General features: G+C 41.6%; 17 protein-coding genes. 13 read left to right on the top strand and 4 right to left on the bottom strand.

All coding sequences use genetic code 11. The annotated features are described in order from the left end of the window. Positions 1–8 precede the first annotated feature (8 nt). Together RKD52_RS09800 and RKD52_RS09805 are read left to right on the top strand one after the other, a co-directional pair. A complete protein-coding gene (locus RKD52_RS09800) occupies positions 9–503 on the top strand; it encodes a cation:proton antiporter regulatory subunit (protein ID WP_369733601.1) in 495 nt (164 codons plus the stop codon). Then, positions 504–1,715: a cation:proton antiporter gene (locus RKD52_RS09805; protein WP_454099563.1), complete on the top strand. Its 1,212-nt coding sequence runs from the start codon at positions 504–506 to the stop codon at positions 1,713–1,715. Positions 1,716–1,803: 88 nt separating this feature from the next. Here the strand turns inward: RKD52_RS09805 and RKD52_RS09810 are convergent, their stop codons facing one another. Together RKD52_RS09810 and RKD52_RS09815 are read right to left on the bottom strand one after the other, a co-directional pair. Next, positions 1,804–1,956 carry a hypothetical protein gene (locus RKD52_RS09810; RefSeq protein ID WP_454099564.1) on the bottom strand — a complete coding sequence of 51 codons (153 nt, stop codon included), beginning with the start codon at positions 1,954–1,956 and terminating at the stop codon, positions 1,804–1,806. Positions 1,957–1,969: 13 nt separating this feature from the next. After that, a complete protein-coding gene (locus RKD52_RS09815) occupies positions 1,970–2,296 on the bottom strand; it encodes a winged helix-turn-helix transcriptional regulator (RefSeq protein WP_454099565.1) in 327 nt (108 codons plus the stop codon). Between the two features lie 131 nt (positions 2,297–2,427). On the opposite strand from RKD52_RS09815, the gene RKD52_RS09820 reads away from it, so the two are divergent. The 7 genes from RKD52_RS09820 to RKD52_RS09850 all read left to right on the top strand — a co-directional run bounded on the left by RKD52_RS09820 (position 2,428) and on the right by RKD52_RS09850 (position 7,661). Then, a complete protein-coding gene (locus tag RKD52_RS09820; RefSeq protein ID WP_035206834.1) occupies positions 2,428–2,919 on the top strand; it encodes a lactoylglutathione lyase family protein in 492 nt (163 codons plus the stop codon). Between the two features lie 60 nt (positions 2,920–2,979). Next, positions 2,980–3,414, top strand: coding sequence for an NUDIX hydrolase (locus RKD52_RS09825; RefSeq protein ID WP_454099566.1), 435 nt, complete (start codon positions 2,980–2,982; stop codon positions 3,412–3,414). Positions 3,415–3,546: 132 nt separating this feature from the next. Then, the gene (locus tag RKD52_RS09830; RefSeq protein ID WP_454099567.1) at positions 3,547–3,999 is read left to right on the top strand and encodes an NUDIX hydrolase; all 453 of its coding nucleotides are present in this window, start codon (positions 3,547–3,549) and stop codon (positions 3,997–3,999) included. Positions 4,000–4,069: 70 nt separating this feature from the next. Then, entirely contained in the window at positions 4,070–5,098 is a 1,029-nt protein-coding gene (locus RKD52_RS09835) for an alpha/beta fold hydrolase (protein WP_454099568.1), read from the top strand. Positions 5,099–5,318: 220 nt separating this feature from the next. Next, complete coding sequence (locus RKD52_RS09840; RefSeq protein WP_454099569.1) at positions 5,319–5,918, top strand: class I SAM-dependent methyltransferase; 600 nt, start codon at positions 5,319–5,321, stop codon at positions 5,916–5,918. Next, positions 5,893–6,579 (top strand): response regulator transcription factor, encoded by a 687-nt coding sequence (locus RKD52_RS09845; RefSeq protein WP_369734079.1) that lies wholly within the window; start codon positions 5,893–5,895, stop codon positions 6,577–6,579. The genes RKD52_RS09840 and RKD52_RS09845 overlap by 26 nt, the downstream gene beginning before the upstream one ends. Beyond that, positions 6,576–7,661 (top strand): ATP-binding protein, encoded by a 1,086-nt coding sequence (locus tag RKD52_RS09850; RefSeq protein ID WP_454099570.1) that lies wholly within the window; start codon positions 6,576–6,578, stop codon positions 7,659–7,661. The genes RKD52_RS09845 and RKD52_RS09850 overlap by 4 nt, the downstream gene beginning before the upstream one ends. Positions 7,662–7,704: 43 nt before the next feature. Here RKD52_RS09850 and RKD52_RS09855 read toward each other — a convergent pair whose 3' ends face one another. Then, the gene (locus RKD52_RS09855; protein WP_454099571.1) at positions 7,705–8,259 is read right to left on the bottom strand and encodes a TetR family transcriptional regulator; all 555 of its coding nucleotides are present in this window, start codon (positions 8,257–8,259) and stop codon (positions 7,705–7,707) included. Positions 8,260–8,351: 92 nt separating this feature from the next. Between RKD52_RS09855 and RKD52_RS09860 the strand changes: the two genes are divergently transcribed. From RKD52_RS09860 to RKD52_RS09875, 4 genes are all read left to right on the top strand, one after another. Further along, positions 8,352–8,783, top strand: a complete 432-nt coding sequence (locus RKD52_RS09860; RefSeq protein WP_454099572.1) for a hypothetical protein — start codon at positions 8,352–8,354, stop codon at positions 8,781–8,783. A gap of 152 nt (positions 8,784–8,935) precedes the next feature. After that, the gene (locus tag RKD52_RS09865; RefSeq protein WP_454099573.1) at positions 8,936–9,328 is read left to right on the top strand and encodes a DUF1349 domain-containing protein; all 393 of its coding nucleotides are present in this window, start codon (positions 8,936–8,938) and stop codon (positions 9,326–9,328) included. Further along, on the top strand, positions 9,325–10,530 hold the full coding sequence (locus tag RKD52_RS09870; protein WP_454099574.1) for an MFS transporter: 1,206 nt from the start codon (positions 9,325–9,327) through the stop codon (positions 10,528–10,530). Before RKD52_RS09865 ends, RKD52_RS09870 begins: the two co-directional genes overlap by 4 nt. Positions 10,531–10,541: 11 nt before the next feature. Next, complete coding sequence (locus tag RKD52_RS09875; protein ID WP_454099575.1) at positions 10,542–11,552, top strand: ROK family protein; 1,011 nt, start codon at positions 10,542–10,544, stop codon at positions 11,550–11,552. Positions 11,553–11,793: 241 nt separating this feature from the next. Here the strand turns inward: RKD52_RS09875 and RKD52_RS09880 are convergent, their stop codons facing one another. Next, a complete protein-coding gene (locus RKD52_RS09880; protein ID WP_454099576.1) occupies positions 11,794–12,078 on the bottom strand; it encodes a hypothetical protein in 285 nt (94 codons plus the stop codon). Between the last annotated feature and the right edge of the window lie 261 nt (positions 12,079–12,339).

The raw sequence follows: 12,339 nt of genomic DNA on the forward strand, positions 1-12,339 counted from the left end.
GAATCCAGATGAAAATCAGAGAAAGCGAACTTCCCGGAATTGGATGCAAATTTGAGGTCATCACAAAAAATCAGGAAAAAGCGGTAATCGTCATCCATGATGACGGAAGAAGAGAAATCTATCATTTTGACGAAGATCATGAGGAAGTTGTTTCAACGATTGTATTCAGTGACTCAGAAGCAAGACAGATCGCGGCTATTCTTGGCGGCATGGCCTACAAGCCAAAAGCTCTTGAAACAATTGAAATGGCCTTTTCGGGACTTGTCATTGAATGGTTCAAAATCGAACCCGGGGCAGCTGCTGAAGGGAAAAGCATCGGCGAACTTGATATCCGCAACCATTTCAGTGTCACTGTGATTTCCATTTTGAAAAACAACATGAAAGAACTGCTGAATGCTGGCCCTGATGAGATTCTTGAAAAAGGGGACACGCTTGTCATTTCAGGGAAGAGAGAGGAAGTTAAACGTGTAATCAGCGAACTATTAACAAACCGGGGTGATTAAATGGATCATTTAGTATTTGAAGTTGGAACCGCATTACTGATTGTTGCAGCAGCCGCCCTGCTTGCAAATAAATTTAAGTTTTCTATTATTCCCTTTTTAATCGTGTTCGGCATGGTTGTAGGACCGCATGCACCTCATATAGGAGTAATTGATCTGAGATTTATTGAAAGTGAAGCGATTATCTCGTTTCTTGGAAGAATCGGTGTCCTGTTTTTGCTGTTTTATCTGGGGCTTGAGTTCTCTGTTAAGAAACTGATCAAATCAGGAAGATCGATTGTAACCGGCGGTACCATTTATATTGGCATCAATTTTACATTGGGCCTTCTATACGGCTTTATCAATGGGTTTACTCCGGTTGAAGTTTTGGTGTTTGCCGGAGTGATAACAATTTCCTCAAGTGCCATCGTGGCAAAAGTCCTTGTGGATTTAAGGCGGACAGGAAATAATGAGACAGAGCTGATTCTGGGAATTATTATGTTTGAAGATATTTTCCTCGCTGTGTATCTTTCTGTTGTTTCAGGTCTTGTACTGGGGGATGCTACATCGTTCAGCGGAGCGCTTATTTCCATTCTCACTGCACTTGGCTACATGCTTCTTTTCTTCATTGCAGCCAGAAAAGGTGCACCTCTGATCAACAAACTGATCAGTATTTCCTCTGATGAAGTATTCATCATCGTCATTTTCGCCTCCCTGTTCTTCGTGGCCGGTGTTTCAGAACTGATTCACGTAGCAGAAGCCATTGGCGCTCTTTTACTGGGACTTGTATTTTCTGAGACGGAGCACAGTGACAGAATTGAGCACCTGGTCGTTCCTTTCAGGGATTTCTTCGGCGCCATTTTCTTCTTCAGCTTTGGATTGAGTATTGATCCATTCTCCCTCGGCGGCGCTGTATGGCTTGCACTCGGTGCGGTCCTATTGACCATACTCGGAAACTTTATTGCCGGAATGATTGCCGGAAGGAGAGCGGGCTTGTCACATAAAGCGTCCACAAACATTGGTCTGACTATTGTATCAAGAGGCGAGTTTTCCATTATTGTAGCGAATCTTGGCATAGCCGGAGGTCTTACTCCGATGCTGAAGCCATTCTCAGCACTGTATGTTCTGATTCTGGCGATTATTGGACCTTTAATGACCAAAGAGTCAAAAAGAATTTACTTGTTCCTTAACAAAATCTTTAAGTGGGATAAAAAGAAGAAAGTGAATCATATGTAAAGGCGGAGAGACGGTAATTGGATGATTATCGTCTTTTTGTTGCTCACCAATGTTTTTTGAAATAGATTCCCTTAAAGGGAGGCAATCGCTATTCCCCGCCGCTGGAATAGCGATTGTCGCCCATTGTAACGTTTTTTTCCTCACCGGGGTTGTGAGATACGGTTTTTCTGTTCGTTCTTTTCCGGTCAATCAAGTAAGCCAGCCCTAATGTTCCAGCCAGCAAGCAAATGGTCCATCCCACTTTCATTCCTCCTTTAATCCTGGTCCCAATTTTCTTTGCCCCACACATGCATGTGCTGAAAAATCGGCATCAATGTATGTCCTTTGGATGTCATGGTATATTCTACTTTCGGAGGCATCGTATCATATTGCCTGCGTTCGATAAACCCATCTTCTTCAAGTTCTTTTAACTGCCGGCTTAATACCTTGTGGGTTACTCCTGTCAACAGCCTTCTGATTTCACTGTATCTAAGCGTCCCATCAGTCCCGAGATGCCAGAGGACAACCGTTTTCCATTTTCCCCCTATTTTATTTAGTGTATATTCAATGGAGCACTTTAATTTTCCTTCATTTGAGTTCAATTTGCTGCTTCCTTTCTTACTTCTATGATAGTAACTGACAAAAAAGTGCATACTTACATCATTGGAAATGATTCGTTACACTAATTCTGTAAGGAACTCTATCGTACAATTGAGGAGGAATATAATCAATGCTGACGTATCCAAGATCGTTTTCACATATCGGACTTTCTGTTCCTGACCTGGACCAGGCAGTCAAATTTTATACAGAGGTTTTCGGATGGTATGTCCTTATGGAACCGTCTAAAGTAGAAAACGATGACTCTGCAATCGGGCAAATGTGCAGGGACGTTTTCGGAAATGAGTGGGAAACATTCCGCATAGCCCATCTATCGACCGGAGACAAAATCGGAATTGAACTGTTTGAGTTTCCACACAATGAAAAACCTGAGAACAATTTTGAATACTGGAAAACGGGCATCTTTCATTTTTGCATCCAGGATCCTGATATCGAGGGCATGGTGCAGAAAATCATTGAACATGGCGGGAAGCAGCGCATGCCGATCCGGGAATATTATCCTGGTGAAAAGCCGTTCAAAATGGTTTATGTGGAAGATCCGTTCGGAAACATTTTTGAAATTTATACACACAGCTATGAGCTCACCTACTCAGAAGGAGCTTATTAACAAGCACTGAGGCACATCATTTAATATGATGTGTCTTTTTTTAAGATTGGATGGGTATTTATGTTAAAATTGGAAGTGTTAAGCGGAATTGGAGAGGGAACTGGAATGAGCGACTACATACAAACAATGCGAAATTTAATCGGCCATCAAACGTTATTAACTGTGGGCTGCGGAGCCATTATTGAAGATGAAAATGGCAGAATCCTTCTGCAGCAACGAACAGACCGCCAAGAATGGGGAATTCCCGGGGGATTGCTTGAACTCGGAGAGACCTTTGAAGAAACTGTCAAAAGAGAAGTGTACGAGGAAACAGGATTATCTGTGGAAGACCTGAATTTATTTGGCATTTATTCAGGGAAAAAGGGATTTGCAGAATACGAAAATGGAGACAGGGTTTACAGCGTGCAAGTCATCTTTGTCACAAAGAAGTTCTCGGGACAAATAAAACAAAATGAAGAGAGTAGTTTTTTTAGAGAAACACAACTTGCCAAATAAATTTAATCCGCATCAGCTTCCGTTTATCAAAGATTGGATACAAGGTGCAAAGGCACCGGTCATAAAATGAGTTAAAATAGCTGATCAGCATAATAATCTTGAAGTTTAGTATTGGAAGGAGCTAAGAGGGCTTTGAATTCAATTGCCTCAGCAGGATGTTTTTCAATCATTAAAAATAACGAAGGGAACATTCTATTAGTAAAACGCCGCGATTATCCAATCTGGGATCTGCCAGGGGGCAGGGCTGATCCGGGCGAACTCCTGGAGGAATGTGCGGTTAGAGAGGCAGAAGAGGAAACAGGGTGCTGCATTAAGATTGCAGCTAAAATAGGTGAATATCATTTGGCTTATGAAAATGATATGCAGCATATCTATGCAGCTGACCCTGTAGGCGGAAAGTTGTTTACAAAAGGACCTGAAACAGCTCAGACGGGCTGGTTTGATCCGAAAAAACTGCCGCTGCTTATGGTACCTAACCGAAAACGGCAAATCAGAAACTATCTGTCTGCAGAAGGCATGGTTAAGGAAACGGTAAAAACGATTTACATAGTAAGATTTTTAAGAGCAGTTGTACACAAACAATGATGAATCTATTAACATCTTATTGCAAGGATAAATGCCTTTATAAAAACGCACATTCGAGGAGAGATATGTCATGAACCCTAAGAAAGATACCGGATCCCAAAAACGCAAGAAACTTAAAACAATTTCTTTTGCAGCGGCAGGAATCATTCTTTTAGTTTGTATCATGGGATCAATTTATGAATGGTATGGGTATAACCAGGCAAAAAACAATTATCCTTCGAATGGACAAATGATTAAAATCGGGGATCGGTCCATACATACAGTGATCAGGGGAGAAAAATCTGATCTGCCGGCGATTGTCATTGAAACAGGTGCCGGACAGTGGTCATATGACTGGGATAACATTCAAGAGGAGCTGTCTAAATATACCCAAGTTCTTACCTACGACCGGGCAGGATACGGATATAGCGATTCTCCAGAGGATGGTTTTTCAGTCGAAACCACTATTCAGGATTTATATACTGTCTTGGAAGGAACAGAAATAAAGGGACCCATATTGTTAATTGGACATTCAGCAGGAGGCATTTATTCACGGCACTTCGCAGAAAAATATCCGGAAAAAGTAGCGGGCATGGTACTGGTAGATGCCAGAAATGAGTTTTTTGCCAAGCAGGCTGAGGCTTACAACGCTGTATTCTTCGAAACTCAAGACCAAACAGTGAATGGCCTTCTCGCTCGGATAGGGCTCGTCAGACTGTTAGGCGAGAAAATGTTTTCAGATAAAGCACCAGAATTTCTTTCTCCTGAGAAATATGTTCAAGTACACTGGGATGCTCCTTTCTTCAGTGTGATGAATGAAGAAATAAAGCAAATGAATATCCTTGAAAGAAAGCTTGCTGAGACAAGTCATCTAAGAGATAAACCTCTGGCAGTCATTACACCTGAAAAGCCAGATATGCAGGCAAAGGCGATGGGATTTACAGAACTGGAGGAAAATAAGTTTGAGGAAAAATGGCTGGAAGCGCAGCAAATGCTAACTTCTCTATCCAATAACAGCGAACTCATATTAATCTCTGACAGCAGCCATTCCATCATGCATGATCAGCCTGAAATTCTGGCTTCAGCCATATTGTCGGTTGCTGAAAAAATTAAAAATTAGTGCTTCATCGAAGGCCGACCGATTGATAAAATCGGTCTTTTTTCAATCCAAATGTATAAGTTTTGGCTTGGTATATGTTTTTCAAAAACAGATATCCAGCATTTCAAGAACCGCTTATTCATCTGTCTTATCTTAAGAATTCTTAAGAATTTCCCCGGGTAAAGGTTAAGGTTTGGTCTCTATCATAGAGATCATACTACTTGAACACGGAGTGATAACGATGAATTCTTTAGCCTTTTTATTAGAATATATAAATAAGCCCAGATCTACAGGTGCTCTGCTGCCTAGTTCCCCAAAGCTTGCAGAACACATGACAGCAGCTATTGATTTTCAGACAGCTGAGTATATTATAGAATATGGTCCTGGTACAGGCGTTTTTACAGAAAAGCTGATTCATAAAAGAAGAAATGGAACCCGTATTCTTTTAATTGAACAAAATGAAGTGTTTTGCAGGCTTCTTAAGGATAAATACGGCGATGTGAAAGATCTAGTCATTGTAAATGGATCTGCTGAGAACACTTCTTATTATATGAAGAAGTATGGGTTTAAAAGGGCAGACTATATCCTGTCAGGACTCCCTTTTGCGAGTATTCCGAGTGATGCAGCAGATTTGATCTTATCAGAAACGGCATCCATTCTTGGTGCCGAAGGGGAATTTATCACGTTTCAGTATACGCTGTTTAAAAAAGCTCTTTTTAAGAGGTATTTTTCTGCCATACGCGTATCGAGAGAATATCAGAACTTGCCGCCTGCCTATGTACTGGCGTGCACGAATGGCGAAAGGAATGAAAGCTTTGCCTTCAAACGTATTAGTCGTTGATGATGACAGAGAAATAAGAAAACTGATTACGATTTATCTTGAAAATGAGGGAATTCGTGCTGCAGGGGCGGAAACTGCTTCGGAAGCTATTACTATGCTTGAAAAAGAATCATTTGATTTAGTGATATTGGACATTATGATGCCGGAAATGAATGGAATTGAGGCATGCATGAGAATCCGCGAAGAAAGAAACATGCCCATCATTATGGTATCAGCAAAGTCTGCGGATATGGATAAAATTCATGGGCTTGCTTCCGGTGCAGATGATTATGTGACAAAGCCGTTTAATCCCCTTGAGCTGATGGCCAGAGTCAAGTCGCAGCTTAGAAGATTTACAAAATACAATGATCAGCAAAAGTCTGACGCACCTGTAATTGAACTTGACGGTCTAAATATCAATACAGACACACGGCAGGTCATGGCCAGAGGACGGGAGATAAGGCTGACTCCGAAAGAATTTGATATCCTCTCTTTGCTTGCCAGAAATAAAGGAACGGTCATGAGCATCAGGCAGATCTATGAATCTGTCTGGAATGAAGACTTTTTCAAATCAGACAGTACGGTAATGGTTCATATTACGAAAATCAGAGAAAAAATTGAGTTGGATCCTAAACAGCCAATTTATATAAAGACGATTTGGGGAGTTGGCTATAAGATATGATCCGGTTTTGGAATAAACTCAGTGTGAAGCTGTTTTTTGCTGTGGCTGTCAGTTTTATCGTCTCACTTGCAGGGATATCAGTCCTTTCGAATATCCTTGTAAGGTTTGTACTCGCTGAACCTATAGAAGAAATGAACATTCTTCTTTACAACGTTCTGGTTATCGTCATTTTTTCAAGTGCTATCATTCTTTTTATCATCAGCTTATGGCTGTTTATTAAGAAAAAAATAATCTTCCTGAATGAAATATCTGATGGGGTCCAGTCGATAGCCGGCGGAAACCTCAGTCATGTTATTGAAGTTAAGGGCAGGGACGAACTTGCAAGACTTGGAGAAAATATCAATCAGATGTCGAAAGAGCTTGAAGCGAGATTTCTTCGTGAGCGGGAGCTTGAAAAGAATAAAAATGAACTGATCACGAACATTTCGCATGATCTCCGAACACCTTTAACCTCAATAATTGGTTATCTTGATCTTCTGGAGAACAGGGGGAATTTGACTGAGCAGCAGGCAGCGGAATACCTGGCCATTCTCCGGTTTAAATCCCAGCGCCTCAAGCATTTACTGGACGAATTGTTTACGTATAACAAACTGACAAGTCCTGATATTCAGGTGAAGAAATATGAGGTGAATCTTGCAGGGATTATTAGACAGCTTGCCGGTGAATATATTCCGATTCTGGAGGACCGAAGCCTTAAAATGGAGGTAGACATTCCGGAAGAAGAAGTGACAGCCCCAGTTGATGTTGAACAGATCATCAGGGTTTTTGAAAACCTGCTGTCAAATGCAGTTAATTACAGTCTTAAACCGTCTGTCATACAACTGAGTCTTAAAACAAGAGGTCATCAGGCAGTATTCACTTTGGCAAACCGTGTAAACTCAAAGCCCGAAGGAAGCCTTGATACTCTATTTGAACGTTTTTACAGAGGAGATCAATCAAGAAAAGAGGATGGGGGAACAGGCCTAGGTTTAGCCATTGCAAGGCGAATTGCTGAACTGCATGGGGGACATTTAGAAGCGGACTATGAGGAAGGATGGCTGATATTTACATTGTCGCTTCCTCTAACTGGAGAACATGCATGAATAGACAAGGGTTTCTGCTTCAAGCAGAAACCCTTTTGCTGTTTTATGTGTTTTTTTCATGATAGGAAGAAATGCTCTCAATTGCTTTTTCAATGCTTGCGTCAAAATCAATGGCATCAAGCAGTGCAATTCCTTCAACTGTGACAAGAGTCAGGGCTGCCAGCCGTTCTTTTTGTTCCTCATTTTCCGCATCGAGAAGAAGAGCAAAGTAGTTTTGAAAGCCTTCACCTATTATTCTTGCTACAGAGAAGTACGGATTTTCTTTTTTGGATGCAAGCGCAATTAATTCCAGCCATAGTCTCATAAATGGTTTTACTTCCGGTTCCTTCATCAAATGGTACATATGTGGAACGAGCTTGCTGAACGGCATAGGATCTGCCGGCGATTTTTTTAGAATCGTAATCAGATTGTCGGATATGAGCGTCAGAACCTCTGTGAGAAGCTGTTCTTTATCGTGAAAATAATGGAGCAGCATTCTGTCGCTTGTCTCTGCTGCCTCTGCCAGATTTCGCAGGCTTGCTGAATGAAGCCCGTGATGAAGGATATATTCTGCCATTTTCGTCTTAAACGTTTGCTTGCGAAGTTCACCTTTTTTCATTGTATGTTCCTCATTGCTTTTATTGTGTAGTATATGCTACATTTTAATTATGTAGCAAGTGCTACATAATTTGATTCGGGGGGAAGAATAGTATGGGATTAAAAACAGAAAATAGTGAATTGAAGCGTTTATTCAGTAAACAGCAAACTGCCGTTTTGGTCGTGCTGGGTATGGCTTTTTGGTTTTGCGGAGCCATGGCCGTCAGATTTGGTTCGGACGTCGGTATGTTTGGAAAAACAGGGAGCGTATTTTCGTTTCTTATAGCATTGCCGGTATCCTGGATTTCTGTCTTGCTCATTATGAAAGCTGCAAAATTAAAGGCTGATCAAATCATACCCGGTGTAAGTCTTGGTCTTTTGACAGCCACATTTTTAGATGGAATTGTTCTAACGTGGGGAACGCAGTTGTACGGTACAGATGCTGGTCTGATCGGGCTTGGTGCAGCCTGGATTTTATGGGGAGCATTCACATTCCTTGCTTTTGCCTTTATTGAAGCCTGGCGCAGAGGCTTAAAGCTCGTTTAGCGGCTGAAAAAATGATCTGTCTCTTACAGGGATAGGTCATTTTTTTATGACGGTTATAGGAAAAGATACTAATAAAATCAGAAGTTTTTTGACAGTTCCTTGAATAGTTATTAAAATGGTTTTAATAACTATTTTAATAAAAGGAGACGGCAATGTTTACATTAGACATAAAAGACGGTCAATGGCTTAATGCTCCAGCAGAGTTTGAAATCATCAATCATAGCCTGACGTTTACTTCCATGCCATATACGGATTTCTGGCAGCGCACAAATTACGGCTATTTAGACTGGGCGGTAGCGGAAGAGGGAAAAACAAATGAACCAGCTATTTGGTACAGACTGACAAGAAAACATAACGATTTTCTCACAGAAGTTTCACGTGATGGAAATACGTTCAGTCAAATTCGAATGTCCCATTTATTCAAAGCGTCTCATGAAATCCAATTTGGATTATATGCCTGCAGCCCGAAAAATTCCTCATTCCAGACAGTGTTCTCATGCATGAAGCTCGAGCCATCCGTATGGTCAGGAGAGAACCATATATGACTCAAAGGGAAAAGAAGATACATCCAAGTCAGGTACTGATCCAAAACGCACAGACAAAACCTGCTTTATTGTTTCTGATGCTTCTTTATCTTGCATTTATAGCACTTGGCCTCCCTGATACCGGGCTTGGGGTGGCGTGGAACCAAATGAGGGAGGACTTTGGTGTGCCTCTTGAATACGCAGGATTTATAACGATGACAATCACGGTTTGTTCGGCCATCTCAGGGTTTGTAAACGGCTCGCTGCTGAATCGGTACGGTACAGGCAGGGTGACCGCTGTATCCTGTACAATGACAGCTCTTGCGATCCTGGGCTTTGCGGTAAGCGAATCCTACTGGCTGATTCTTCTTCTTGCGGTGCCGCTTGGGCTGGGTGCGGGGGCAGTTGATGCCGGTCTTAACAGCTATGCAGCTGAAAATCTATCATCTAAACATATGAACTGGCTTCACAGTTCATGGGGCATCGGTGCCACCTTAAGCCCTATCATTTTAACAGTTGGCATATCGAACTATGGAAGCTGGAAGGTTGGGTATGGCTTTATAGGAGTGGTCATTCTTTGTTTATCCCTGTCCTTCTTTATGACCCTGTCCTTTTGGAAGCAGACAAAGCAGGGCGGTGCATTAGAGGAAGACAGAGAGGACAAGCCATGGATTGGAGGGATTGCTCCGTATTTGTCTGTTTTGGCTTATATCGTTTATGTTGCCGTTGAGGGCGGACTGGGACTGTGGCTGAGTGCTTTGCTTGTAGAAAGCAGGGGGCTTAATCTCTCAGCAGCAGGATTTTTGACAGGAGGCTTTTTTGGAAGCATCATGATTGGCCGGTTTTTAATGGGGTTTATTGCTGACCGCCTGGGAAACCGTAAGCTGATTGTCCTCGGATTGGTGATTTCTGCCCTCGGCTCAGCTGCTTTTTTCTCTCAGCAGCACGCTTTTATTTATGGAACGGGAATCTTTCTTTTAGGTCTGGGATTTGCTCCGCTTTATCCGGCGATGATGCATGAAACATCAAAGCGCTTCGGGACCGTGCAGGCGAAAAAAGTCATTGGCTATCAAGTGGCGTTTTCCTATATCAGCCTGCTGACATTTGTCCCGCTGATTGGATATATCGCGAGCCGCACGACGCTTGAATTTATTCCGGTGTTTACTGCAATCACCGTAGCAGCCCTTGCTCTCATTATCAAAACATTAAATCAATTAACTTAAGAGGTGAAACGATGCCATCGCACGATTCAGCGCATCTCATAAAACGGGCAAATGAACAGCTTATTTTGAAAGAAATTGTTCAGCAGGAAACGTTTATTAAAAAAGATCTGGCTGCAAAGCTCGGTCTAAGTTTTCCTACCGTAAGCAAAATGCTGGATGATCTTGAAGAAAAAAACGTGATTATGCTTACAGGCATGGCTTCATCAAGCAACGGAAGGCGGGCTTCTATTTACGGAATTAACCCTGCTTATGGATCCATCCTTGTCCTGTATATTCAGTATTCACGCTTTTGGATTCTAGTCGCTAATGCCAAAAAAGACGTTCTTTTCAAAGAGGAGCGGACACTCGGGCAGGATTACCTGTCAACGATAAAAGCTATTATAAAAGAAATGAAAGCAAGATTCACAGATTTAAACGTCATCTCCATCGGTGTTCCGGCAGGGGTGATGGACGGTGAAATCAAATATATGAACTACTACGATGATCTGCAGGGACTTCATTTGAAAAAGATTCTGGAAGAAGAATTCCGCGTGCAGGTTACAGTGGAACGTGATGTGAATGCCATGCTGCAGGGGTGGGTGCTTGGAGCTGACGGCGAGAAATCTAAAAATGTATCGCTTTTAATCTTCACGGATGACGGTCCAGGTGCTGCTTCTCTTATTAATGGGAGAATCCTGAGGGGCTTTTCTGCTTTCGCAGGCGAAGTCGGATTTCTTCCAATCGGAGAGGGGGATACGCTGCAGGATAAAATGACACAGCCTCAAACACAAGAAGAATGTGTATATCATGCAGCCCACCTCATTTCGGTTATCAGCATCATGCTGAATCCGGAAACACTTATTTTATCCGGAGATGATTCAGTCCGAAAACTCATTCCGGACATTGTTGACGCATGCAAACAAAGGGTTCCCGAAGTAGCTGTGCCAAAGATCCAGTTTTCCGCAGACTATCACCAGCTCTACAGCGAAGGATTGCTAGAAGTGGGGAGAAACGCTCTGCTCGGAATTGAAACAGATCTATAATCGGCTGATAGAAAGAACGGAGACAGGGATGAGATCAGAACAATTTTGATGAATTCCTTGTAAGATAAAAAACAAGAACATGGTAACGGGTTTCCATATGAGATGCAAGCAACCAATTCACAGGGTAAATCACACTATTTCTCACATCAAAAAGGCTTAGAGGTTTTTTTCCTCTAAGCCTTTTTCTTTATTTCAATGAATCAGTGAAGTATATAAGGATAAATAATGCGCCGATAAGTCATTATTTTTTATCCTTCATTTCTAATAGTACAGGTGCTATATTCAGCAAGATTGAAGCAATTGTCAAAAACCATAAAGCCCTTTCCATTCCTGGTACTACATCCAATAAAGCTGACCAATCTTCCACTTTTACCCACTGGGACACTGCACTGTATTCAGCACAAAGTGTGAATGCTGTAAATGATAATCCTGCAGCCATAGCAAGTTTATAATCTTTTCCTGTTTTATATAAATAAAGATTTATTAGAGTTGCTGCAATGGCAATAAGTCCTAATAGTAACCACATTATTTTTTGCCTCCATTGAATTTTTATTTAAGGTGAACCATCTAATAGTTATATTAAAAGGTCCAGTTATCCTATTTTGAATTGATCTGTGCCAAGTATATGCCGAATCTATATATTAACATATTTTTCTAGTATTCTATGTGAAAGATAGTGCGTTTTGAATGGATATTTATTTGTTTGCACCCGTGAACTAAACCTGTTAAGACCATGTCACTGCTCTTTCTCTTGGAAAATATTTAGAAGATAAAGTGGAAATAAATG

The sequence above is a fragment of the Metabacillus sp. SLBN-84 genome (assembly GCF_053629595.1).

What these genes read in the sequence shown, in the direction of transcription:
- RKD52_RS09800 (WP_369733601.1), top strand. Translation starts at nt 9, where the DNA reads ATGAAAATCAGAGAAAGCGAACTTCCCGGAATTGGATGCAAATTTGAG.
- RKD52_RS09805 (WP_454099563.1), top strand. Translation starts at nt 504, where the DNA reads ATGGATCATTTAGTATTTGAAGTTGGAACCGCATTACTGATTGTTGCA.
- RKD52_RS09825 (WP_454099566.1), top strand. Translation starts at nt 2,980, where the DNA reads ATGTTAAAATTGGAAGTGTTAAGCGGAATTGGAGAGGGAACTGGAATG.
- RKD52_RS09835 (WP_454099568.1), top strand. Translation starts at nt 4,070, where the DNA reads ATGAACCCTAAGAAAGATACCGGATCCCAAAAACGCAAGAAACTTAAA.
- RKD52_RS09840 (WP_454099569.1), top strand. Translation starts at nt 5,319, where the DNA reads ATGAATTCTTTAGCCTTTTTATTAGAATATATAAATAAGCCCAGATCT.
- RKD52_RS09850 (WP_454099570.1), top strand. Translation starts at nt 6,576, where the DNA reads ATGATCCGGTTTTGGAATAAACTCAGTGTGAAGCTGTTTTTTGCTGTG.
- RKD52_RS09855 (WP_454099571.1), bottom strand. Translation starts at nt 8,259, where the DNA reads ATGAAAAAAGGTGAACTTCGCAAGCAAACGTTTAAGACGAAAATGGCA.
- RKD52_RS09860 (WP_454099572.1), top strand. Translation starts at nt 8,352, where the DNA reads ATGGGATTAAAAACAGAAAATAGTGAATTGAAGCGTTTATTCAGTAAA.
- RKD52_RS09865 (WP_454099573.1), top strand. Translation starts at nt 8,936, where the DNA reads ATGTTTACATTAGACATAAAAGACGGTCAATGGCTTAATGCTCCAGCA.
- RKD52_RS09870 (WP_454099574.1), top strand. Translation starts at nt 9,325, where the DNA reads ATGACTCAAAGGGAAAAGAAGATACATCCAAGTCAGGTACTGATCCAA.
- RKD52_RS09875 (WP_454099575.1), top strand. Translation starts at nt 10,542, where the DNA reads ATGCCATCGCACGATTCAGCGCATCTCATAAAACGGGCAAATGAACAG.
- RKD52_RS09880 (WP_454099576.1), bottom strand. Translation starts at nt 12,078, where the DNA reads ATGTGGTTACTATTAGGACTTATTGCCATTGCAGCAACTCTAATAAAT.